Here is a 24,497-nt window from a genome sequence, read left to right as displayed (position 1 = left end):
TTACTCAGGCCGCACCGTCAAACGCTTTTCGGCAAAAATCGGCTGACTGATGCCTTTTGCAGCAACGTTCGGACCAACTGGTAAAAAGAACCGCTGACTACTAATTCTGGCGGTGGATTTCTAATCGCTTGTGCCGATAACCGTGGTGCGAACGTATACCAATAAAAAGGCCAACCATGTTTAGCACCATTACATCAGGTATTTTGTCACGTCTTGCGTGGCAGAAACGCAGCACCCGCTCCGCTACGCTAAGCTCTTTGCAGGACGCCATCGCTATGGTGGAGTTTACACCCGAAGGCAACATTCTCACCGCCAATGAACTGTTCCTGGACCGCATGGGCTATCGTCTGGCGGACGTTGTCGGGCAGCATCACAGTATGTTCTGTACGCCCGATATAGTGCAGTCAGCGGGCTATCGCGATTTCTGGCAGCGGCTCAATCGCGGTGAGAGCTTCAGCGATAAATTTCTGCGCGTAGCGAACCACAGCCGCCCTGTCTGGCTGGAAGCCAATTATGTCCCGGTGCAGGATCGTAGCGGCCGGGTGATTAAGATCGTCAAGCTGGCGAGCGATATCACGGCACACATTATGGATGCGCAGGAGCAGCGCGCCATGACCACCGCCATCGACCGCTCCATGGCAGTGATCGCCTTCAACCTTAAAGGCGAAGTGTTGATGGCAAATGATAACTTTTTCAAAACCATGGGTTACCGCGCCGGTGAGATTATCGGTGGCCACCATAGCCAGTTCTGCCCGCCCGATATGCGGCACAGCGAGGAGTATCGTCGCTTCTGGCACAAGCTGAATCAGGGCGAGTATATTTCCGGCCAGTTCCGGCGTGTGAATAAACAGGGCAAAACCGTCTGGCTACGCGCGACCTACAATCCGGTGTTCAATGAAGCCGGCGAGCTGTACAAAGTGGTGAAGTTCGCCACCGATGTGACGGCGCAGGTCGAGAAAAGCCAGCTGGAGCGCGATGCGGCGCAGCAGGCGTACCAGACGGCGCTGTTAACCAGTGAGAGCACGCGGCTGGGCGCCACGGTGATTGAGAATAGCGTGCAGACAATCAGCGCGCTGGCCGGTGAGCTGCACGGTATTTCCGGCGATATCAGCAACCTGAGCGACTCCTCCGACCGTATCGGTGCGATCGTGGAGAGCATTCGCCGCATCGCCGATCAAACCAATCTGCTGGCGCTGAATGCGGCAGTGGAAGCGGCCCGCGCCGGCGAGCATGGCCGCAGTTTTGCGGTGGTAGCGAATGAGGTGCGCACGCTGGCCGCCAATATCAACCGTGCGACCACCGAGATCGAAAACAGAGTGCGCCACAACCACTCGCTGGCTGAGAAAGCGTTGAAAGGGATTGAATCAAACCTGAAACGCGCCGATCAGGGCGTGATCCTCGCGCAGGAGGCCGGCGGTGTAATCGCCGGGATTCGCGGCAGCTCCGATGACGTGGTACGCGCCATCGGCCACGTGACTGAGACGTTGAAAGAGGAGTAACGTCTTTGCGCTGCGGCTGGCGGCCACGTGGGTCGCCACGCCGAAATCGGCAAGGTGCCGGGCTTTTAGCCATCGACAAAATCCCGGAACAGACGCTTCCCGCGACCCGGCCATCAATGCGCCATGACATAAAAGTGTCACAGCCGTGCCGTAATCTAAGATTATTCTTAATCGATACCAGAAACCACCCTATGCAGCTGCCTGATTTACGTGCAGGGCTTACCTCCCTGGCGAGCCGTGCACGCGCGCGTTCGTTGTGCATTGCGGTGCCGTTTGTCAGCCCGGCGATGGATAACACAGCGGTCATGGCACTGTTCACCGAGCACAAAGATCTGATCGGCCTGCCGGTTGTGGAAGAGGGTACGCCGTTTGGCATGATCAACCGTCACATCTTTCTGTCACAGATGGCACGCCCCTTTTTCCGCGAGCTGTACGATCGCAAAAGCTGCATCGCCTTCATGGATAAAGAGCCGCTGGTGATTGATGCTGATACCGGGCTCGATCAGGTGGCGCAGCAGGTGGTCGCCAGCGGCGATAAATCGGTCACCGACGGTTTTATCGTCACCGAACAGGGGCGTTACATTGGCATTGGGCTGGGCATCGACCTGATCCGGACCGTGTCAGATCTCCAGGCGCAGCAGCATCAGCAAATTTTGCAAAGTATCGATTACGCGCGCGTTATTCAGGACGCGATGCTCGATCGCTCTACACAGCAGATGAGGCAGCAGCTCAGCGACTGGTGCCTCTACTGGCAACCGCGCGACGGCGTAGGCGGCGACTATTACGCTTTTCACCGCGACGAGCAGGGTTGGCTGGCGCTGATTGCCGACTGCACCGGGCACGGCATTCCCGGTGCGTTTATGACGGTGATTCTGCAGTCGGCGCTGGAGAATGCATTACAGAATCAGCGCTGCACGCCGTCCGACCTGCTGCAGGCGCTTAACCGCCATATCAAACAAACCCTCGGCCAGCTCAATGCCACGCAGCAGACGTCGCTCTCCAACGATGGCTGCGATGCCATTGCGCTGCGGCTGGAGACGGCAACGCACCAGCTGAGCTGGGCCAGCGCCCGTATGCACGCGTTAGTGCAGTGCGCAGAGGGCCCGGCAGAGTCGCTTAAGGCGGATCGCGTTGGCATCGGCTACACCGATACACCGCAGGATTACCTCTGGCCGCAGCAGCAGCGCACGCTGCAGCGCGGCGATATGCTGCTGGTGATGACCGATGGCGTAACCGATCAGCCCGGCGGCGACCGCCACATCATGTTTGGCAAGAAGCGTATTCAGGCGCTGATCAATCAATACAGAACGCTGCCGATGTCCGCACTCTCCACGGCATTCGAGCAGGAATTTCTCCACTGGCAAGGCAACCAGCCGCGTCGCGATGACGTGACCTGGTTCGGCTTCCGCTATTAACGAGCATGTTATGAACCCAGGCTCCGGCACGCGCCGCCTTCTGCCCGACAACGTGGCGCTACACTACACCGGCTTTTTCTCCGCGCACAACATCACCGCAATGGGTGAAGTGATCAAAGCGTTCCTGGAAAATCAGCAGGCTCCCGTCAGCGTACGCCGCCGTCTCTTCTCCAGTTTTGTCGAGATCGTGCAGAACATCCTGCGCTATTCGCAGGATAGCCGCGCGATGATCCACGCCGATCAGGATTTCCGCTTCGGCACCGTGACGCTGCACATGGAGGGCGATAACTACGTACTGGAGAGCAGCAATCAGGTGGATGAAGCCGCCTGCGAGCAGCTGCGCCACTGGCTTGATGTCCTGCGCACAATGAGCAATGAAGAGATTAAGCAGGCGTACCGCGCTGGCCTGCGCACTGAGAGCCCCGCTACCAGCAGAGGGGCCAATATTGGTTTATTGACGCTGGCCCGTGACGTCAGCGAACCGCTCGAGTATGAGCTGCGTCCGCTGGCATCACGCGGTTACGCCACCTTCTGGCTCAAAGCCACCATTCACCAGGATTAACCTTGCTATGCAAAACCTTGCTGTTGCCGCCACCGAGAGCACCCCGGAAGTGAATTTTGATTTTGAAACCCGGCAGTTTACGCTGCGCGGCGAGTCCTGGCCGGAGAACGCGGCGGCGTTTTATCGCCCGCTTCTTACGGCGCTGGAGTGCTGGCAACCGGCACAGTCCGGTGCGATTGAAGTGCACATCGCGCTGCGCTACTTCAATAGCTCCAGCACCAAGATGTTATTCACCCTGTTCGATCTGTTTAACCAGCTGGCGCAGCGCGGTCAGAGCGTGGTGCTGAACTGGTTTTTTGATGCTGAAGATGATGTCTCAGAGGAGTTCGGCCAGGAGCTGGCTCTGGACTTTACCGCGTTACAGGTGAAACTGCGGGCGGAAATGGTGTCATGATCGATCTGCATGAGCTGTTCCGCGAAGAGAGCGAAGTGCTCACTCGCTCACAGGATGTGGCGGCTCAGACCACGCTCAGCGCTGAGGATTATCGTGATGCCCTGCTGATGCTTAACCGCCATTATCAGCGGCTGATGCGTGAAACCTGGCGGATGATCTCCCGCAGCGATCGCGCTGAGCGCGAGCTGAACCGCGTGAATGAGCAGTTACAACAGCTGGCGCAGGAGCTGGAGTACAAAGCCAGCCACGATCCGCTTACCGCCGTGTGGAACCGCGGCGCCATTATCCAGCGTATCAGCAACACGCTGATCCACGGCCCGGCGGCCCTGATCATTCTGGATATCGATCACTTCAAGAAGATCAATGATGAGTACGGTCACCCGATGGGCGATAGGGTGATCTGCGGGTTAGTGTCGCGTATTCAGGCGCACTGTCCGGACGCCGCCAGCATCGGCCGCATTGGCGGTGAGGAGTTCACCGTCCTGCTGCCGCACTACCGGCTTTCCGATGCGGTGATTGTCGCGGGTGCCATTCACGCCTCGCTCAACGCCTCGCCGCTGGCGGTGCTGCCCGGCCAGCTGGTTACGGCCAGCCTTGGCGTCAGCTACGGCAAGCCGGGTTCCGATTTTGAAACCCTGTATAACAACGCCGATGCCGCGCTGTATGACGCCAAACATCACGGTCGTAACCGGGTATTCTTCCGCTGATTACTGCGCCACGGCGGCGCTGGCCGTCTGCATTACCGGGGCCTCTGACGGCGGCGGCAGGAAGATGTGATCGAGAATATTGCGCATAACCGGCGCCGCCGTGATGCCCTCACTGCCGCCGTTTTCCAGGATCAGCGCGACCGCGACCTGCGGATCGTTGAACGGGGCGAAAGCGGTATAGAAGATGTGGTCACGCAGGCGTACCGGAATCATCTTCGCGTTGTAGGTCTGGTTTTGTTTCAGGCTGAACACCTGCGAGGTCCCGGACTTGGCGGCAATGCCGTAGGGTGCCGTATGGAAATACTTGTAGCCGGTGCCGTTTGGCGCATTCGCCATGCCAAACATCGCGTGGCGCACCAGTGACCAGTAAGGCGATTTGGGGTCGCCAATTTGCGGCTGCGGATCTTTCGGCTGATAGGGCTGCTGCCAGTTGCCGCGCTGCGCCTTTTCCAGCAGATGCGGGTTGATCACGCGGCCGTTATTGATCAGCGCCACCATCGCTTTCACCATCTGAATCGGGGTGGCAATCCAGTAGCCCTGCCCGATACCGACAGAGACGGTATCTCCCTGATACCACGCATGTTTATGGACCTTCTGCTTCCATTCGCGGCTCGGCAGCAGGCCCGCGTACTCCTCGTTGAGATCGATACCGGTATCTTTGCCGTAGCCAAACTGGCTGAGCATCTTGTGAATGCGATCGATGCCCATCATAAATGCCACCTGATAGAAGAAGGTGTCCGCAGACTCTTCAATCGCTTTGGTGACATCCAGCATGCCGTGGCCGGATTTTTTCCAGTCGCGGTATTTGCGGTCGGTGCCCGGCAGCGTCCAGCTCGGTGCGCCGAAGAAGGTGGTGCCGGGCGTAATCACTTTGGTCAGCAGCGCCGACATCGCCATGTAGGGTTTCACCGTAGACGCCGGCGGATAGAGCCCCTGCGTCACGCGGTTAATCAGCGGCAGATTCTTATCTTGCAGCAAGGTTTTATAGGCTTTATAGCTGATGCCCTTCACGAACGGATTGGGATCGTAACTGGGCGCAGAGACCATCGCCAGCACGCCGCCGTCGTGCGGATCCTCAATCAGCACCGCCGCACGCTGACCGGCCAGCTGGCGCTCAACGTACTGCTGCAGATGCAGATCGAGCGTGAGCCAGATGTTCTTACCGGCCACCGGCGGCACCTCTTTAAGCACGCGCACGATACGACCGTGGTTATCCACTTCCACTTCCTGATAGCCGGTTTTGCCGTGCAGCAGGGATTCATAATAGCCTTCAATGCCCTGCTTGCCGATGTTGTGGTCAGCGGCGTAGTTCTCACCTGCGCCCTCTTCGTTTAAGCGTTTGTAGTCGTTATCGTTGATCTTCGAGACGTAACCGACCACGTGCGCCAAATCAGCGCCATAGGGGTATTCACGATCCTGATAGGTATCAATGGTGACGCCGGTAAAGCGGAACTGGTTAACGGAGAAGCGCGCCACCTCTTCATCGGTCAGCTCGGCTTTCAGCTCCACAGGTTTATAGCGGCTGCTCTGTTTGAGCTCATGCCGGAAGGTGTCGATATCCTCGGGCGTCAGGTCAACAATCGGCGCCAGCGCGTTAAGCGTCTCCTGCATATTGCTGATTTTGTAAGGCGTAATGAGGATGTCGTACCAGGTTACGTTGCGCACCAGCGGGATACCGTTGCGATCGTAAATCAGCCCGCGCGTGGGCGCGATCGGGATCATTTTGATGTCGTTTTCGTTGGAGCGCGTCTGGTAGTAGCTGTGCTGTTCGACCTGCAAGTGATACAGGTTGATGCCAAGAATGGTGAAGCAGATGACAACCAGGACAAAGGCAACAAGGGCGCGGCGGGCAAACAGTCTCTCTTCGGCTTCGAAATTTCGGAAATTCATCAGGGGCGTTTAGTCTCTTCGTTATCACGCTAATGATAAGCGGAGAGCGCACCATAGCCAGCGGGAAGATGCACAAGCCTGGGCAAAAGTGTGTCAGATGTTTACGGTGGGATTATCAGGTCACCCGAAATGGCGGCCGGGCGCACCCGATATGGTACAGGTGCGCATGCATGCGCACCTGCAAATGCTGTCGTAGGGTGCGCGTGGATGCGCACCTGACTACAGCCAGCATCAATCGCCCAGCAGCACCGACTCCAGCGCGATCTTAATCATATCGTTGAACGTCGTCTGACGTTCCGCTGCGGTGGTCTGTTCGTGGGTACGGATGTGATCCGACACAGTACAGATGGTCAGCGCTTTTGCACCGAACTCGGCGGCAACACCGTAAATACCGGCCGCTTCCATCTCAACACCCAGAATGCCGTACTTCTCCATCACGTCGAACATCTGCGGATCCGGCGTATAGAATAGGTCCGCAGAGAAGATGTTGCCCACGCGTGCGTCAACGCCCAGCGCTTTTGCCGCATCCACCGCGTTACGCACCATGTCGAAATCGGCGATTGCCGCGAAGTCGTGATCTTTGAAACGCAGACGGTTCACTTTGGAATCGGTGCAGGCGCCCAGGCCAATCACCACGTCACGCAGTTTCACATCGGCACGCACTGCGCCACAGGAGCCCACACGGATGATCTTCTTCACGCCAAAATCGGTGATCAGCTCTTTGGTGTAGATAGAGCAAGAGGGAATGCCCATACCGTGGCCCATCACGGAGATTTTGCGCCCCTTGTAGGTACCGGTAAAGCCCAGCATGCCACGCACGTTGTTCACTTCCACGACGTCTTCGAGGAAGGTTTCAGCAATGTGCTTTGCGCGCAGCGGATCGCCCGGCATCAGCACCACGTCCGCGAAATCGCCCATTTCGGCATTAATATGAGGAGTTGCCATTGTTGTTATTCCTTATGAAAAATTGGTCGCTGTTTTACAGCAAGCTTTTGCCGTAGTCCATGCTGGACAGGCCAAAATATTTGGCGATGGTCTGGCCGATATCGGCAAAGGTATCGCGATAACCCAGCGAACCTGGCTTGATATTCGGGCCGTAGATCAGAATCGGAATGTGCTCACGCGTGTGTTCGGTGCCGCGCCAGCTTGGGTCACAGCCGTGGTCCGCGGTGAGGATCAGAATATCGCCCTCTTTCACCAGTTCCATCAGCTCCGGCAGACGGCGGTCAAACAGCTCCAGCCCACCGGCATAACCGGCGATATCGCGACGATGGCCCCAGGTTGAGTCAAAATCAACGAAGTTAGTGAACACAATCGAGGTGTCGGGCGCTTTTTTCATCTGCTCAATGGTGGCATCAAACAGCGCATCCAGACCGGTAGCTTTCACCTTCTGCGTAATTCCCTGCTCCGCGTAGATATCGGCAATCTTGCCCACCGAGATCACTTCGCCGCCCTTCTCGTCCACCAGCTTTTTCAGCATGGTGGCCGAAGGTGGCTCAACCGCCAGATCGTGACGGTTACCGGTACGCTGGAAGTGACCCGCTTTGTCACCCACGAACGGACGCGCAATAACACGACCGATGTTGTAGCCGCCGTTGGTCAGCTCTTCACGGGCGATTTCGCACAGTTCATACAGGCGATCAAGGCCGAAGGTCTCTTCATGGCAGGCAATCTGGAACACCGAATCCGCCGAGGTGTAGAAGATCGGCTTGCCGGTTTTCATGTGCTCTTCACCGAGCTGGTCGAGAATAACCGTCCCGGAGGAGTGGCAGTTACCGAGGTAGCCCGGCAGATTAGCGCGTTCTACCAGCGTATCGAGCAGCTCCTGCGGGAAGCTGCTCTCTTTATCGCTGAAGTAGCCCCAGTCGAACAGCACCGGCACGCCGGCGATCTCCCAGTGGCCGGATGGCGTATCTTTCCCGGAGGAGAGCTCGCTGGCATAAGCGTAAGCGCCAATGATCTCCGCATCCGGATCAAGCCCCGGCGGGAAGCGGCCAGTGGAGAGTTCCGCCGCTTTGCCAAGGCCCAGCGCGGTCATATTCGGCAGATGCAGCGGCCCTTCGCGCCCTTCGTTGGCACGGCCTTCGAAGCACGCTTCGGCGATATGACCAAGCGTATCCGATCCTTCATCACCGAATTTATCGGCGTCTTTGCTGGAGCCGATCCCGAAGGAGTCGAGAACCATAATAAAAGCACGTTTCATGCAAGTCTCCTGCGCTTCAGCGCGATGACAAGTCAAAAAAAAGCGATCAGATCAGTATACCCGAACGGCCGCTGCCTGGCACGCAGTTACGCCACTATTCGCTGATGCGGCGATACACCACCGGCGTGGCCTGCGGTGCACGATCGCTTAACGTAATGGCGGCTTTTACCGCAGCAGCAGCCTGCTGCCACTGCGCTTCCGATGACGCGTGTACTATCGCCAGCGGGCGCTGCGTATCCACCTGTTCGCCCAGCGTAATCATATCGCTTAAACCAACGCTGTAGTCGATGCTGTCGCTGGCGCGCTGACGGCCGCCGCCCAGCGCCACAACCGCCATACCCAGCGCACGCGTATCTATGGCGCTGACCACGCCAGGCGCATCGGCATACACCGCTTTGCTCAGCGTCGGCGCAGGCAGATAGCTGTCCATACGCTCGATAAAATCGGTCGGGCCGCTTTGTGCAGCCACCATGCGGGCAAACACCTCTGCCGCTTTGCCGTTATCCAGCACCTGCTGCAGTTTTTGCCGCGCTTCGCTATCGTTCGCCGCCAGTTTGCCGGAGATCAGCATCTCAGCGCACAGCGCCATCGTCACCTCCAGCAGGCGCGGATTACGCACCTCGCCGGTCAGGAACTGTACCGCTTCACGCACTTCCAGCGCGTTACCGGCGGCAGAGGCCAGCACCTGATTCATGTCGGTGAGCAGCGCGGTGGTTTTGCAACCTGCACCGTTCGCCACGCCAACGATCGCCTGCGCCAGCTGTTCGGAGGCCTCAAAGGTTGGCATAAAGGCGCCGGATCCCACTTTCACGTCCATCACCAGCGCATCCAGCCCCTCCGCCAGCTTTTTCGCCAGAATCGACGCGGTGATCAGCGGAATGGAGTCGACGGTCGCGGTGATATCGCGCGTAGCGTAAAACCGCTTGTCCGCCGGTGCCAGTGAGTTGGTCTGGCCGATAATCGCCACGCCGACCTCTTTGATGATCTGGCGGAAGCGATCGTCACTCGGGAAGATATCGAAGCCGGGAATCGCCTCCAGCTTATCCAGCGTGCCGCCCGTGTGGCCGAGCCCACGCCCCGAGATCATAGGAACATAGCCACCGCAGGCCGCCACCATCGGGCCGAGCATCAGCGACGTGACATCGCCCACGCCGCCGGTGGAGTGTTTATCCACAATCGGGCCGTTGAGGTTGAGCGACTGCCAGTTGAGCACCGTGCCGGAGTCACGCATCGCCATGGTCAGCGACACGCGCTCCTGCAGGTTCATGTCGTGGAAATAGATGGTCATCGCCAGCGCGGCGATCTGCCCTTCAGAGACGCTGTTATCGCGCACGCCGTTGATGAAGAAGCGGATTTCCGCATCGCTCAGCGGCTTGCCGTCGCGTTTTTTGCGAATAATTTCTTGTGGCAGAAACACGGTTGTCTCCCCGGAAGAGCAATAAGTTATCAAATGACATTGGCCAGGTGCGCATGAATGCGCACCCTACAACAGGATAGGGATCTCGTAGGGTCGCCATTAATGGCGACCGCCAGCAAATCAATAACCCGCTTTACTGGTCGCTGTGGCATGGCCCAGCGTATTGAGCAGGCTGGCCAGCAGGCTGGACGCGCCAAAGCGGAAATGGCGCGCATCGGCCCAGCCGGCACCAAGAATATCGTCAGCCAGCTGCAGATAGTGCGCCGCATCTTCCGCGGTACGTACGCCGCCCGCCGGTTTGAAACCAACCTGCTGCTGCACGCCTTTGTCGCGGATCACCTGCATCATGATCGCCGCCACTTCCGGCGTAGCGTTGACCGGCACTTTACCGGTGGAGGTTTTAATGAAATCGGCACCGGCATCAATCGCAATCTCGGAAGCCGCACGAATCAGCGCCTCCTCTTTCAGCTCGCCGGTTTCGATGATCACCTTCAGCAGCACGTTAGCCGCCGCGCAGGCCTCTTTACAGGCTTTGACCAGCGCAAAACCTGTGTCGCGGTCGCCGGCGATCAGTGCGCGATACGGGAACACCACGTCCACTTCATCGGCGCCATAGGCGATAGCCGCGCGGGTCTCTGCCAGCGCGATATCAATGTCGTCATTGCCGTGCGGGAAGTTGGTTACCGTAGCAATACGGATCTCCGGCGTGCCCTGCTCGCGCAGCGTTTTACGCGCGATCGGAATAAAGCGTGGATAGATGCAGATGGCTGCGGTATTGCCGGCCGGCGATTTGGCCTGATGACACAGGGCAATCACCTTCTCATCGGTGTCATCGTCATTCAGGGTGGTCAGGTCCATCAGTTGCAGTGCGCGCTGCGCGGCAGCGTTGAGATCGGTCATGGTACTCTCCAAAAGTCGAACCGGCAGCGGACTGCCCGGAAATGTGACAATTCTAACAATTCCTGCCTGAGCAAATTGCGGCTTCTGTCACACTGAAAAAGAAAATTTGCTGCTTACATACCATTAAATAGCGACAAAAATCACAAATAACGCCGGCAAGACCGCATCAGGACGGAAAAAGGCGTTGTGATTATTATCACAAATAGCAGCGTAAATGTGTATCGCTTACTGCATTAAGCGTAGTGAATACGTGACGATATGGCGTCCGGAAGGAGAGTCAGGCGGGGAGCGCGAACAGGCGCAGGCTGTTGTGCCACAGCGCATCGGCAATCTCTGCCGGGGGTTCGCTGCGTAGCTGGCACAGCACCTCAAACACGTTACGCGCGCGCTCCGGGCGGTTGGGCTGGCCCTGAAAGCCGTGCAGCGGCATGTCCGGCGCATCGGTCTCCAGCAGCAGCGCATCCAGCGGCAGGCTGGCGATGGTGTTGCGCGTTTTACTGGCGCGTTCATAGGTGATGGTGCCACCGACGCCAATTGCATAGCCAAGCTGGATAAACCGCTCCGCCTGCTGCTGGCTGCCGGCGAAGCCGTGCACCACGCCACGCCGCGGCACATCGTGACGGCGCAGATGCATCGCCAGCTGGTCGTGCGTACGGCGCGAATGCAGGATCACCGGCAGATCGTAGCGTTTCGCCAGTTTAAGCTGCGCATCCAGCAGCCGCGTCTGTTTGTCAAAGTCCGGATCGTTCATGTAGAGATCGAGGCCGATCTCGCCGATCGCCACGCGTTTCGCATCGGCGGTTTGCAGATGCTGCTCCAGCCGATCGAGGTGATCCTCCTGATGCTGCGCGATGTTGATCGGGTGCAGGCCGAGCGCAGCATAGAGGGCCGCATGCTGCTGTGCCAGCTGGCTGACGAGCGCAAAACGGCTGGCATCAACGCACGGCACAATGATGTGTTCCACACCGGCCTGAGCGGCGCGCGCAATGCTGTTCTCCGCGTCATCCACGAACGGCGGGAAATCGAAGTGGCAGTGGGTATCGATAAACTTCATGCCAGCGACCCCGCATCCAGATCGGCGTCATTATCCGCCAGCGGCGGCGTGTTGACGGGGCGAATGTCCGGTTCGTTAGCCACTGCCGCCGGCGGCGTCACCCGCACCGGACGCATCAGCGGTTCCGCATCGCTCAGCCACTGCCCCAGCGTGGCGAGGAAGTAACGCCCGCTGCGCCGTCCCAGATGGTAATCCTGATTCAGCGACGCCAGACGGCTGCCCAGCGCCATACTTGCCAGCGGCTTCGGCGGATAGATCTCAATGATGCGCAGATCGTCCGGCGGCTGATCGATAAACTGCTGAATCTCGCGGTAGCTCTCTTCATGGTGATGCAGAACGTTGATCATCGGCTGCAGCGCGCTGTCACCCAGCCAGCGCTCCATGCGTTTAAACCACTTTGGCGTGTAGGACATCTGCGACGGCACGGTGCGAATCACCACGATGGTATCCGCCCCACGGCGCGCCGCTTCGCGCACCGGAATCGCATCGCTGATCCCGCCATCAAGGTAACTGACGCCATCCATCAGCACGCCGCTGCGGTAAAAGCCCGGAATCGCGCTGGAGGCTTTAATGATGTCATGCCAGGTGAGATCGGTCGGATTGAAGTACTGCGCACTGAAATCATCGCTGCGGCAGGCGCACATGTAGAATTCGCTGCCGTTCGCAAACAGCTTTTGCGCGCTGCTCAGCGCCAGTGGAAACTCCTGGCGGGTGATATCCACCAGCCAGTCAAGATCGATCAGGTGCCCGCCGCGCACAAAGCGCAGGGGATCAAAAAAGAGTTTGCTGGTGGTGTAGCGCGTAATAACGCGACGCGCATAACCGGGCTGCGCGCAGACAAAGGCAGAGAGATTTTGTGCACCGGCGGAAGTGCCAAGCATCAGCTGAAAGGGATTGAAACCTGCGCGCTGAAATTCGTCGAGCACGCCTGCGGTAAAGATACCGCGCTGGCCGCCGCCTTCGCAGACTAACGCTATTTTTTTGGATTTAAAGGGGGTGAGCGCCAGTGGCTCAAAGGTGTCCAGCGACACCGGGATGCGTATGCCCAATGGATGTCCCTCAGTAAGTATTATTGCTCTGAGGGAGCCCGCCATAAAAGCATCCCGGAGAACCAGTCATTGTCACTCCCTGACCGACGACAGTGAAACATCGTCACGCGGCGTACCATTATGCCGCAAATGACTGGCCTCCGCTTTACGTAACTCGCGGGTTAACCATGTTAACGCAGTGGGTCAGGGTCGTTTACGCCCGGTGAACAGGCTTACGAGGAACAGAATAATACCGACAATAAAGACAATTTTAGCTGCCCATGCTGCCGTACCCGCCAGACCGCCAAATCCTAATGCCGCAGCAATCAGAGCGATGACCAGAAAGATAATACCCCAACGAAACATAAGCCTCTCCTTTACCATAGTGAAAATCGAACTGCTTATTTCTTCACATCACTGTTTTAATACGCCCTGCATCGGAAAGATGTCAGGGCGGACGCGTTAAGATTTTACCTTGAGGTCATTCTTCACGCTTTTCACGCCTTCAATGGCTTTGGCGATCTTTTCGGCACGATCGGACTGCGCCTGGTTCGCCACTTCTCCTGACAACTGCACGACGCCGTCGGTGGTCTCAACCTTAACGTTGCGCGATGGCACAATGTCATCCGCTAAAAGTTTAGCTTTGATTTCACTGGTGGTTGCAGTATCACCCGCATACCCCTTCAATGAACCCTGTTTGCTGTCACGAACGTGTAGTTTGTCACTGACGGATTTAACCCCTTCAACTTTCTGCACCAGAGCAACAGCCTTTTCAGCCTGATCCTGTGAAGTGACAAAACCGCTCAGCGTCACCACACCCTGCTGCGTTTTGACGGAGATATCCGTGCTTTTAATGGCTTCATCATCCACCAGCGCCGCTTTGGCTTTGGCAGTGATGCCGCTGTCATCCATAAAACCATCGACTTTTTGCATAGAACTATCGATTTTGGAACCCGTGCTGCTGGTGTCTGCCGCAAACGCCGCGCCGCTCAGCAACGCCGTACCGGCCAGGGCAGCAATCAGGGTTTTAGCAATCTTAGTCTTATTCATCGATATCATCCTTCTATCAGTTAACTCATCCGCAAACGCAGATGCGCCAGCAACGAACCGCGTTGCTGCATTGATGGACGTAATCAGCCCTAAGCTGTTTCTTCGTCCGACAGGATAATCATAGTAGGGTTTGGCGGTTTTGCTGGCTCTTGTGGTTGATATATCGCCAAAAAGAGAAAAACGTAGCGCAATTAGGAGGAGTCTGTAACAAAGAAAACAGGGCCAGTGAAAAGCGCTGACCCTACTGACGCGGCGAAATCAGTGCTCGCGCGTTTTACGGAAGGTCACGTCAGGATAGCGCTCCTGCGTGATATTCAGGTTAACCATGGTCGGGGCAATGTAGGTGAGGTTGTCACCGCCATCGAGTGCCAGGTTGACCTCATTCTTACGCTGGAAGTCATCAAACTTCTTCGCGTCGCTGCACTCAACCCAGCGCGCCGTGGAGACGTTGATCGCTTCATAGATCGCTTCAACGTTGTACTCGCTCTTGAGGCGCGCAACCACCACGTCAAACTGCAGCACACCCACCGCGCCCACGATCAGATCGTTGTTGTGCACCGGACGGAAGACCTGAACCGCGCCCTCCTCCGAGAGCTGTACCAGCCCTTTCAACAGCTGCTTCTGCTTCAGCGGATCGCGCAGGCGAATACGGCGGAACAGCTCTGGCGCGAAGTTCGGAATACCGGTGAACTTCATGGTTTCACCCTGGGTGAAGGTATCGCCAATCTGAATGGTGCCGTGGTTATGCAGGCCAATGATATCGCCCGGATACGCCTCTTCCACGTGCGAACGGTCGCCCGCCATAAAGGTCAGCGCATCGGAGATCACCACATCTTTGCCGGTGCGCACCTGGCGCAGCTTCATGCCTTTCTCATATTTACCGGACACCACGCGCATAAAGGCGACGCGGTCGCGGTGTTTCGGGTCCATGTTGGCCTGAATCTTAAACACGAAGCCGCTGAACTTCTCTTCGCTGGCTTCGACGGTACGGGTATCAGACTGACGCGGCATTGGCGCCGGCGCCCAGGAGACCAGGCCATCCAGCATATGATCCACACCAAAGTTGCCAGCGCGGTACCGAAGAATACCGGCGTGATCTCGCCGCTCAGGAACAGCTCTTTATCGAACTCGTGCGAGGCGCCCTGCACCAGCTCCAGCTCATCACGCAGCTGCTGCGCCAGCTCTTCACCGATGGCCGCATCCAGCTCCGGATTATCCAGACCTTTAACAACGCGCACCTCCTGAATCGTGTGGCCTTTGCCGCTCTGATACAGGTAAGTTTCGTTGTTATAGAGGTGATAGACGCCCTTAAACAGTTTGCCGCAGCCAATCGGCCAGGTGATGGGCGCGCAGGCAATTTTCAGCTCGCTCTCCACTTCATCCAGCAGCTCCATCGGATCGCGGATGTCACGGTCAAGTTTGTTCATGAAGGTGATGATGGGCGTATCACGCAGGCGGGTTACTTCCATCAGCTTGCGGGTACGATCCTCAACGCCTTTGGCGGCGTCGATGACCATCAGGCAGCAGTCCACCGCCGTCAGCGTGCGGTAGGTATCTTCCGAGAAGTCTTCGTGCCCCGGGGTATCCAGCAGGTTGACCAGGCTTTCACGATACGGGAACTGCATGACCGACGTGGTGATTGAGATGCCGCGCTGCTTCTCCATCTCCATCCAGTCAGATTTCGCATGCTGGTTAGAGCCGCGCCCCTTGACGGTGCCGGCGGTCTGAATCGCCTGTCCGAACAGCAGGACTTTTTCGGTGATTGTGGTTTTACCGGCGTCCGGGTGCGAGATGATCGCAAAAGTACGGCGGCGCGCCACTTCTTCTAAAAAGGGAGCAATAGACATGAGTGAATTCTTCTTCAGGGCAACGCACGGGCGGCGCGCTGCGGATAAATCGTGCCGGAGCGTCTCCGGAGGATAACGGAACCAATGGCGACGCAGTGGCGTCGGTTCACAGCAGAAGGTGTGCGATCTACATTGGCGGCGGTCCGCTATCCAGTTAACTTTGAGGCGGCATAGCATACAATATTTCAGCAGACGGGGAAATCGTACGATGCCGCCCGGCCATGCCCTTACCCACGCAGGGGCATGGGTAAGGATGCGACGTTACGCCTGGCCCAGCACGCGCACTACTGCCGCTTTGAAGATCTTTACGCCAATTTCCAGCGCAGTCAGATCAAAGCGCATCTCCGGGTGATGCAGGCCCGGCACCAGATCCGTCCCCAATCCCCAGAATCCCGCCTTGACCTGTGGCCGCTGCACCGGGTAGAAGAAGAAATCTTCGCTGCCCGGCGTGGTTTTGGCATCCAGCAGTCCCTCTTCACCCAGCACGTCCACGATCGCCGCACGCAGCAGCGCCGTGGCCTCATCGTGCAGTTCGGCGGCGGGCATCTCTTTCAGCACGGTAACTTCCGCACTTGCCCCCAGCGCGGCCACGCTGTGCTGGATCGCCTGCGTGACTTTTTGCTTCAGTACTTCCATCGGCGCGTTCTCCTGCGAACGCAGATCCCATACCACGCGCGCCTCATCGGGCACGGAGTTGGTTACGCCCGCATCGCACAGGAAGCGTGTGGCTTTTACGCTCCAGGCCAATCCCGGCGCCAGATGGATACTGTTCACCGCCTGCACCGCGTGTACTGCGGCATCCAGCGCATTGACGCCCAGATGCGGCCGCGCAGCATGCGCCGGCACACCTTTGATGGTGGCTTCCAGCGTACTGCAGGCGGAATAAATCACCGCAGGCGTTGCCTGCCCGACACGGCACTCATCCAGCGGCCGCACGTGGAAACCGAGAATCATCTCCACATCGTCCAGGGCACCGCCTGCAATCATCTCCAGCGCGCCGGCCCCCAGCTCTTCCGCCGGTTGAAACAGCAACTTCAGCCGCCCTTTTTTGATGGCGCCCTCTTGCAGCAGCTCCTGTGCCGCCGTCAGCACCACCGACGAGTGACCATCATGGCCGCAAGTGTGGCGCGCGCAGGCGATGCCGTTAATCACATGCCCGAGCGCATCCATGTCCGCGCGCAGCGCCAGTACCGGCCCCGGCACGCCGCTGTCGATCTCCGCCACAATACCGGTGGTATTATTCACGCCCCGCGTTACGCGAATGCCGGCCCGCTCCAGCTGGTCAGCAATATAGGCCGAGGTTTTAAACTCCTGAAAGCCCAGCTCCGGGATTTCATGCAAATAGTGGTAATGCGCTAAAACGTTCGACACCGCTAAGCTCCTGAGAAGTAAAGGCAAGCGCCAGCATTGCGCGATGCGCAGCGAGAAGCAATCCGCTATGAATGAAAATTAATCAAAAGTGAGAATCCTTCGCATTCAACAAGTGAAACAATTCCATTTATAATCAATAAGATAAATTCAACTTTTTTGCGGAAAAGCCTTCACAAAAAAGTATAGATTGATGCATAATTCGCCTCACTTCACCTGATAAATTAATAAGGACTCAGCCATGTTAACTGCTGAAATGACCTCACGCCTGAATGACCAGCTGAACCTGGAGTTCTTCTCGGCCAATCTCTATCTGCAGATGAGCGCCTGGTGCAGCGACAAAGGTTTTGAAGGTGCCGCCTCCTTCCTGAAGATGCATTCACGCGAAGAGATGGAGCACATGCAGCGTCTGTTCGATTACGTTAGCGATGCCGGTGCACTGCCGGTGCTGGGCAGCATTGCCGCGCCGGCGGTCAGCTGGAATTCGCTGAACGATGTGCTGGAAGAGGCGATGAAGCACGAGCAGCTGATCACCAAAAAAATCAATGAGCTGGTGCATAACGCACTGACCTCGCAGGATTACTCTACCTTCAACTTCCTGCAGTGGTATGTTGCCGAGCAGCATGAAGAAGAGAAACTGTTCAAAACCGTGCTGGATAAACTGGCGATGGTGGGTGACAAAGGCGAAGGTCTGTTCCTGGTGGATAAAGATCTGGGCCGCATGAATGTTGAAGGCCACGGCCAGTAAAAAAATAATAAAAGATTACGCACAGCAAAATGCATAACGCCGACTCTGTCGGGCGTTTTTTATGTCTGCACAGCGTCTGGCGCTCACTCCAGCACTTTCAGGCGTAACTCCGAAGGCTGCGGACGACCAAACAGATAGCCCTGGAACAGCGTACAACCCTCTTCCCGCAGCTTCGCAAACTGCTCACTGTTCTCAACGCCTTCAGCGGTTATCTGGATATCCAGACTGCGGCTCATGCCGGTGATCGCGCGGATGATCGCCAGCGCCTCGCGGCTGTCGCCCATGTCATTAATAAATGACTTGTCGATTTTGATCTTGTCGAACGGGAAGGAGCGCAGATAGCTGAGCGAGGAGTAACCGGTGCCGAAATCATCCAGCGCAATCTGCACGCCCAGCGTTTTCAGGCTCTGCAGGGTACGGATATTGCCCAGCGTATCGTCAAGCAACACCGATTCGGTAATCTCCACCTCCAGCCGATGCGCGGCCAGGCCCGATTCACGCAGCGCGCCCTCAACCACCGATACCAGCGAGCTGTTCTTAAACTGCAGCGGCGAAAGGTTAACCGACACCGACTGTTCGGTGCCCCAGCTCTGCGCTTCCCGACAGGCTTCGTAGAGCGCGTAGGCGCCCAGCATATGGATCAGCCCGGTCTCCTCCGCAATCGGAATGAAGTCATTCGGCATGATCAGCCCCTTTATCGGGTGGTGCCAGCGCATCAGCGCTTCATAGCCGATGATGCCGCTTTCGCTGGTGATGGGCTGATAGTAGAGCTTCAGCTGGCGGCCGGTGATGGCATCGCGCAGATCGTTCTCAATAACGCGACGGCTGCGCGCCAGGTCATCCATCTCCAGCGTGAAGTGCTCATAGCGATTGCGCCCGTTGCGCTTGGCTTCATACAGCGCCATATCGGCGCAGCGCAGCATGTGCTCCGGCGTATTGGTGGTTTGTGAAGTGAGCGCAATGCCCACACTCAGCCCGACCGACAGGTTGTGCCCTTCAACATTTATCGGCGGCCGGATGGCTTCAATCAGCCGCTGCGCCACCACCGCCGCTTCATCGGCCAGCCGGATATTGGGCAACACGATGGCAAACTCATCGCCGCCAATCCTGGCCAGCGTATCGTGATCGCGCAGCACGCTGCGCAGGCGTTTTGCCACCACGCGTAACAGCTCGTCGCCAATCTGGTGGCCCAGCGCATCGTTGACGTTTTTAAAGTTATCAAGATCCAGGCACAGCGTGGCGCTCAGCTGGTTGTGCTGACTATCGACGCGCAGCGCTTCACTCAGTTTCTGGCGGAACAGAATGCGGTTCGGCAGGCTGGTGAGGTTATCGTGATGCGCCATATGGTGGATGCGCGCGTCGGCTTCGCGCTGGTCAGTGACGTCTTCGACAATCAGCATCACATAGTTCTGCCGCATGTCTTTGCCGCTGATGGTGGTTGCGCGGGTGTGCAGCACGCGTTCACCGCCTGCCGTCAGCATCAGCTGTTCGCGCGCATGAATACCTTCACTGCGCAGGGCGATATCCGCCAGGCTATTAAAGTAGTCGCTGAGCTCCGCTGACATACACTCATGCGGGCGCTTGTGCAGCAGCAACGACTTACTGACGCCGAACAGCTGCTGCGCTTTGTCGTTGACCATCAGGATTTCGCGGCTGATGGCGTCCTCAACGATCACACAGGAGGGGATGTTGCTGATCACGGTATCGAGGAAGCCGGAGAGCTCTGACATTTTGGCGCTCTGCGCCTGTGCGAGGTCGCGCGCGCGCAGCAGCTGCTGCTCATTCTCGCGGCGTTCGGTCACATCCCGGGTAATCTTGGCAAAGCCGATCATTTTACCCGCTTCGTCATGAATGGCGTCGATCACCACATGCGCCCAGAACGCGCTGCCATCTTTGCGGTAACGCCAGCCCTCATCTTCAAAGCGGCCGGTTTTCAGGGCGATGCCCAGGTTGGCATCGGGCGTGCGCGCCTGCCGATCCTGCGCCCCGTAAAACACCGAGAAGTGCTGTCCCACAATCTCGTCCGCCAGGTAGCCTTTCGCGCGCTGCGCCCCGGCGTTCCAGTTGACGACGCGCCCCTGTACATCAAGCATGTAGATGGCGTAATCGGTAACGCCCTCCACCAGCAGACGGAAGGTTTTTTCATGTTCGCGCTGTTTACGCAGCAGCGCCTGCTGTTCAGTGCAGTCGCGGGTGATTTTGGCATAGCCGATGAGCTTTCCGGCGTCGTCACGGATGGCGTCAATAATGACATGAGCCCAGAACGCACTGCCATCTTTACGGTAACGCCAGCCCTCATCTTCGAAACGGCCGGTTTTGAATGCCGTGTTGAGGTTCTTTTCCGGGATGTGATTAAGCCGATCCTGCGCGCTGTAAAAACGGGAGAAGTGCTGCCCCACAATCTCCTCGGCCACATACCCTTTGGCGCGCTGCGCGCCGGCATTCCAGTTTTCGACGTTGCCGTCCAGATCCAGCATATAGATGGCGTAGTCCGTTACGCCTTCAACCAATAAACGGAAACGCTGCTCCTGTTCACGCTGCTTGCGCTGTAACGCCTGCTGCTGCGTACAGTCGCGGGTGATTTTGGCAAAGCCGAGCAGCTCACCGTAATCGTCGCGGATGGCGTCGATCACCACATGCGCCCAGAACGCGCTGCCATCTTTGCGGTAGCGCCAGCCTTCGGTCTCAAAGCGCCCCACCGCCGTCGCAATGGATAATCCCCGCTGCGGCGCGCCGTTTTTTCGATCTTCTTCGCTGTAAAACAGCGCAAAATTTTTCCCGACAATCTCATCGGGCGTATACCCTTTAGCGCGTTGCGCGCCGGTATTCCAGTTCGCCACGGTTCCGTCAGGTTTGAGCATATAAATGGCGTAATCCACCACGCTCTGTACCAGCAGCCGATACATGACGTCAGAGTTATTATTCATTTTTATTCGCCTATTCTGGCCTGGTAATGTTCAGCGATTCAGAAAATTCTTAATTGCCTGGCAGACTTAAACGCAAAAGCGCACGGCTTACAAGCGTAAATCGCTGGCAGACTAAAGTTGGTAGTTAGGTTATCGGCAGTGGCGAGAAAATGTTCAGTCGTATACCAATGTCGTTCGACTTAAGGATGAGATGTGGAACCCTCCGGTACCACCATGCTGCTACGTGTCATACAGAACACGGGATGCTCTGACGCTCAACATAACGCTTAGGGAACTGAATATATGTAAACCAGCGGCCTGATTGTTTTCTCCATTTACAGATGGACCTGATTAAGTATTATCAAATTATTGGCCAATCAAAGGAACGATGAAATGGATGAAGCTCTACTCGCTATGATGCGCTCACATGGACGCAATAAGGCTTGGGCAGAAACGATGATAAATCTTGAAGCCCGTAAACTGATTGAAACAGCTAACCGTGTAGCCGGGTTCCACATCAGGGATGGACTTACACGTCTCCAGTTTGTGCAGGAAATAAGGGACGTAATTGAAGGTCAGTTCTCGATCGCCAGGCGGGCAAAGAGTGACGAAGAGTGCATTGGCTGCATAAAGAATCTTCGCGAAGAGTCAGAGAATCTGGTTGAGCAAGACAGGCTGCTAAGGATTAAGACGGCGCAACTGTACGCGAAGGTAGAGTTTGTCAGGCAGAATAATAAAATTGTTGGTTACACCCTCTCAGCTGTCCATATTGCCATATCGGGCATCGCTCTGTTCACCGGGCTTGCGATGATAACTTCAATGCCGCCAATCGGTATGTTAGCTGGCGCTATATTGGTAAGCGATGGCGTTAATGGCCTTTCTCAGGAAATCATAAACAATTTTGCACCTCCGGATGATGCTCATTCTGAAGGGATCTTCGGTGACGCGGCCATGGTTGGTGCAGAATTTCTAGGATTCAAGCCCGAGACAGGTTTGGCTTTGTATAATGCGGCCACTTTATCTGCCAGCGTTTACGGTATTTTGGGCGCGGCAAGAAAAGCCGGTGCATGGCGCTTGTTCAGATGGATGCCCAGAGACTATTATCGCAAAGTAGATAGCATGAGTAAGCCCAGGCTGACTATGCGTATTGCTGGCTATGGGCTCAAAGCAAAAGTCGTTTTTGACCTGCTCACGGTCGATAACTCACCGCACTAAGACTGAACCGCCCGCCAGTATCGCCATGATTTGTAGCAAAGTACTGGGGGTTGGGCCAGTAGCATAAAGCCAATACCCAGCACGAGAGATATGCCACCGGCGATTATTTTAATCCCTGAACTGAATAGCACCAGGATAATAAAAATTGCCAGAAAAATCGCCGCTATCCAGATCATTCTGCTAAATCGCCTTGCCAGATCGTGGATTGCCTGCTCAAGCGTCCCGCCATAACTTTCGACGTTGTTTTTAACTGCCTGCAATTCGGCAGAACTGAAGCCAGAACGTAATAACTCCTCTTCACTGACCAGCATAACCTTCATCCCTAAATTGCTTAAATCTGATAGCAGGCAGATATAGCAGAATTTTTGCTATCAATCGACCTTAGCAATTCGGACCACTATTTATTTTAATCAACCAGATCCCTGCAGCCGTGACCGCTCTCATTATGCCTGCTCCTCCCCCATCGCTTTATCCTTGCTCTCTGCCTGCAGATGCATGCCGATATAGCGCGCATAACGCGATGGCTTTACGCGTGACAGATCAACCAGCACCAGCCCATCAACACAGTTATTGAAATCGGGATCGCTGCCGAAGTCGATAAACTGCACGCCGCCGGGCTCGCAGACCTCTGAATACTGCTTATACAGGGTGGGAATCGCCGTACCGAGATTTGCCAGCAGGTGCTTCAGCCGGCACAAATCGGCAGCATAATTATCGCCGGTGAACTGCGCCAGCACCTCCGGCAGCGAGGCCGGATAAGGGCGGCGCGAAGTTGCCAGCGGCAGCTCCGTCGGGAAATAGAGACGATAAAATGTCACCAGCAGATCGCGTGCGGCCAGCGGCATGCCACCGGAAATCGAAACCGGACCAAACAGGTAGCGGGTTTGCGGATAGCGCGCGATATACGCGCCAATGCCCATCCATAAATAGTCCAGACCGCGTTTGCCCCAGTAAGCCGGCTGGATAAAGCTGCGACCCAGCTCCAGTCCCTGCTGGATAATTGGCAGCATACGCTCGTCATAATGGAACAGGCTGTGGCTGTAAATTCCCTCCAGGCCACGCCGTGCCAGCTGCTCTGCGCCGGGAATAAACCGGTAGGCACCCACAATCTCCAGCGCATCGTCATCCCACAGGATCAGGTGATAGTAGTCGTCGTCATATTTATCCAGATCGCGCCGGCGACCGCTGCCCTCGCCAACGGCACGAAAAGCAATCTCTCTTAAGCGTCCCAGCTCACGCAGCAGCGGCACCCAGCTGGCACCGTTACGTCGCCACAGATAGATCTGCTTACCATCCGGCAGCGTGCCCAGCCGCTCGCTCTCCAGCAGGGCTCTCTTCAGTTCAGCGCGATCTTCCGGCCGGGCGATAGCCGCTTCGGTCTGGAACAGGCCGCGCCGTCCCTGGCCGATGCGGTAGAGGTGTTTACGCAGGCGCTTCGCCAGCGCTTTCCCCGGCGTATGGCCATCGTGCCAGTGGGCGAAGGGGATCTGCTCGCCAATCTGTAGCTTGATGCGGGTCCCCCGCTGGCGGAACATCTCACGCACCAGCATCAACAGCGCCAGCGGTGCGGCGAGTTTGGCTGCCGCATAGAATGCCATGCTGTTCCGTCCGGCGACGTGCACCGGCACAATCGGCGCGCGGGCGCGGGCAGCAAGACGCAGAAAGCTGTGATGCCAGCGGCCGTCGCGTACGCCACGGCTGGAGAGGCGGGATACTTCGCCCGCCGGGAAGATAATCAGCGCGCCTGGTGGTTGAGATGCTGCTGCATACGTGCGAGCTGCTCACGGCTGGTTCGGTTACCCATGTTATCCACCGGCAGCATCAAATTGTTGATGGGCTCCAGCATCATCAGCATGCGGTTGGCGACGATTTTCACATCGCGCCGCACCTGTGATACGGCGGCCAACAGCGCCAAACCATCCAGCGCGCCCAGCGGATGGTTAGCGATAATGACGACCGGGCCGTGGGTCGGAATCTGCTCCAGATCGCGCTCGCTCAGCTCGCAGCGCACATCAAGGTGTTCCAGCACCTGTTCAACCATATCCACCCCTTTCAGATGCGGGTAACGGGCAGCAAATGACTGAAACTCCTGTTCACGCACCGCCCACCTGAGCAGACTTTTTTGCCAGCTCGCCGGTTGATGTCCAGGCCAATAGGTCGTGAGAAGCTGATCGACAGAAAACATTATTCACCTTTTATGCGCAGTGATTTTCTGCCTCGACGTTAATTCGGCATGTTTTCAGATTTATGACCAGCGCAAAGATGAATCGGAAAAAAATACCCAGCGCCATGTT

The 24,497-nt window shown here is 57.0% G+C and carries 19 protein-coding genes and 2 pseudogenes; 7 read left to right on the top strand and 14 right to left on the bottom strand.

The window, feature by feature from the left end:
* Positions 1-176: 176 nt before the first annotated feature.
* From HA48_RS22765 to HA48_RS04405, 5 genes are all read left to right on the top strand, one after another.
* Positions 177-1,499, top strand: a complete 1,323-nt coding sequence (locus HA48_RS22765) for a methyl-accepting chemotaxis protein (RefSeq protein WP_128599955.1) — start codon at positions 177-179, stop codon at positions 1,497-1,499.
* Between the two features lie 191 nt (positions 1,500-1,690).
* Positions 1,691-2,914, top strand: coding sequence for a PP2C family protein-serine/threonine phosphatase (locus tag HA48_RS04420; protein WP_128599954.1), 1,224 nt, complete (start codon positions 1,691-1,693; stop codon positions 2,912-2,914).
* Positions 2,915-2,924: 10 nt separating this feature from the next.
* Complete coding sequence (locus HA48_RS04415; protein ID WP_128599953.1) at positions 2,925-3,476, top strand: SiaB family protein kinase; 552 nt, start codon at positions 2,925-2,927, stop codon at positions 3,474-3,476.
* Positions 3,477-3,483: 7 nt separating this feature from the next.
* Positions 3,484-3,870 carry a DUF1987 domain-containing protein gene (locus tag HA48_RS04410; protein WP_128599952.1) on the top strand — a complete coding sequence of 129 codons (387 nt, stop codon included), beginning with the start codon at positions 3,484-3,486 and terminating at the stop codon, positions 3,868-3,870.
* Positions 3,867-4,577, top strand: coding sequence for a GGDEF domain-containing protein (locus HA48_RS04405; RefSeq protein WP_128599951.1), 711 nt, complete (start codon positions 3,867-3,869; stop codon positions 4,575-4,577). Before HA48_RS04410 ends, HA48_RS04405 begins: the two co-directional genes overlap by 4 nt.
* Here the strand turns inward: HA48_RS04405 and mrdA are convergent, their stop codons facing one another.
* The 11 genes and pseudogenes from mrdA to HA48_RS04350 all read right to left on the bottom strand — a co-directional run bounded on the left by mrdA (position 4,578) and on the right by HA48_RS04350 (position 17,337).
* Positions 4,578-6,467 carry a penicillin-binding protein 2 gene (gene mrdA / locus HA48_RS04400; RefSeq protein WP_128599950.1) on the bottom strand — a complete coding sequence of 630 codons (1,890 nt, stop codon included), beginning with the start codon at positions 6,465-6,467 and terminating at the stop codon, positions 4,578-4,580.
* Positions 6,468-6,698: 231 nt separating this feature from the next.
* Positions 6,699-7,412, bottom strand: coding sequence for a purine-nucleoside phosphorylase (gene deoD / locus HA48_RS04395; protein WP_128599949.1), 714 nt, complete (start codon positions 7,410-7,412; stop codon positions 6,699-6,701).
* A gap of 34 nt (positions 7,413-7,446) precedes the next feature.
* Complete coding sequence (deoB, locus tag HA48_RS04390; protein ID WP_128599948.1) at positions 7,447-8,670, bottom strand: phosphopentomutase; 1,224 nt, start codon at positions 8,668-8,670, stop codon at positions 7,447-7,449.
* A gap of 94 nt (positions 8,671-8,764) precedes the next feature.
* A complete protein-coding gene (gene deoA / locus HA48_RS04385) occupies positions 8,765-10,087 on the bottom strand; it encodes a thymidine phosphorylase (protein ID WP_128599947.1) in 1,323 nt (440 codons plus the stop codon).
* Positions 10,088-10,207: 120 nt separating this feature from the next.
* The gene (gene deoC / locus HA48_RS04380; RefSeq protein WP_128599946.1) at positions 10,208-10,987 is read right to left on the bottom strand and encodes a deoxyribose-phosphate aldolase; all 780 of its coding nucleotides are present in this window, start codon (positions 10,985-10,987) and stop codon (positions 10,208-10,210) included.
* A 277-nt stretch (positions 10,988-11,264) separates the two neighbouring features.
* On the bottom strand, positions 11,265-12,041 hold the full coding sequence (locus HA48_RS04375; RefSeq protein ID WP_128599945.1) for a TatD family hydrolase: 777 nt from the start codon (positions 12,039-12,041) through the stop codon (positions 11,265-11,267).
* Positions 12,038-13,090, bottom strand: coding sequence for a patatin-like phospholipase family protein (locus tag HA48_RS04370; protein ID WP_128599944.1), 1,053 nt, complete (start codon positions 13,088-13,090; stop codon positions 12,038-12,040). The genes HA48_RS04375 and HA48_RS04370 overlap by 4 nt, the downstream gene beginning before the upstream one ends.
* Positions 13,091-13,273: 183 nt before the next feature.
* Positions 13,274-13,435, bottom strand: a complete 162-nt coding sequence (locus tag HA48_RS04365) for a DUF1328 domain-containing protein (RefSeq protein WP_007893192.1) — start codon at positions 13,433-13,435, stop codon at positions 13,274-13,276.
* Positions 13,436-13,531: 96 nt separating this feature from the next.
* Positions 13,532-14,119 carry a molecular chaperone OsmY gene (gene osmY / locus HA48_RS04360; protein WP_128599943.1) on the bottom strand — a complete coding sequence of 196 codons (588 nt, stop codon included), beginning with the start codon at positions 14,117-14,119 and terminating at the stop codon, positions 13,532-13,534.
* 258 nt (positions 14,120-14,377) lie between these two features.
* Positions 14,378-15,966: pseudogene (gene prfC, locus HA48_RS04355) on the bottom strand (peptide chain release factor 3).
* A 261-nt stretch (positions 15,967-16,227) separates the two neighbouring features.
* Positions 16,228-17,337 (bottom strand): M20 peptidase aminoacylase family protein, encoded by a 1,110-nt coding sequence (locus HA48_RS04350; RefSeq protein WP_128599942.1) that lies wholly within the window; start codon positions 17,335-17,337, stop codon positions 16,228-16,230.
* 238 nt (positions 17,338-17,575) lie between these two features.
* Here HA48_RS04350 and ftnA point away from each other — a divergent pair, with 238 nt between their 5' ends.
* Complete coding sequence (ftnA, locus tag HA48_RS04345) at positions 17,576-18,082, top strand: non-heme ferritin (protein WP_128599941.1); 507 nt, start codon at positions 17,576-17,578, stop codon at positions 18,080-18,082.
* An 83-nt stretch (positions 18,083-18,165) separates the two neighbouring features.
* On the opposite strand, the gene HA48_RS04340 is transcribed toward ftnA, so the two are convergent.
* Positions 18,166-21,009 (bottom strand): bifunctional diguanylate cyclase/phosphodiesterase, encoded by a 2,844-nt coding sequence (locus HA48_RS04340; RefSeq protein WP_128599940.1) that lies wholly within the window; start codon positions 21,007-21,009, stop codon positions 18,166-18,168.
* A 372-nt stretch (positions 21,010-21,381) separates the two neighbouring features.
* On the opposite strand from HA48_RS04340, the gene HA48_RS04335 reads away from it, so the two are divergent.
* Positions 21,382-22,203, top strand: coding sequence for a DUF4225 domain-containing protein (locus HA48_RS04335; protein ID WP_128599939.1), 822 nt, complete (start codon positions 21,382-21,384; stop codon positions 22,201-22,203).
* Here the strand turns inward: HA48_RS04335 and HA48_RS04330 are convergent.
* Both HA48_RS04330 and olsF read right to left on the bottom strand, forming a co-directional pair.
* Positions 22,200-22,514: a hypothetical protein gene (locus HA48_RS04330; protein WP_128599938.1), complete on the bottom strand. Its 315-nt coding sequence runs from the start codon at positions 22,512-22,514 to the stop codon at positions 22,200-22,202. The genes HA48_RS04335 and HA48_RS04330 overlap by 4 nt on opposite strands.
* Positions 22,515-22,646: 132 nt before the next feature.
* A pseudogene (gene olsF, locus HA48_RS04325) lies at positions 22,647-24,388 on the bottom strand (bifunctional ornithine lipid synthase OlsF).
* Between the last annotated feature and the right edge of the window lie 109 nt (positions 24,389-24,497).

This window comes from Pantoea wallisii, from assembly GCF_002095485.1.
Classification (GTDB): Bacteria; Pseudomonadota; Gammaproteobacteria; order Enterobacterales; family Enterobacteriaceae; genus Pantoea; species Pantoea wallisii.
This window is presented reverse-complemented; position numbering and strand designations above follow the sequence as displayed.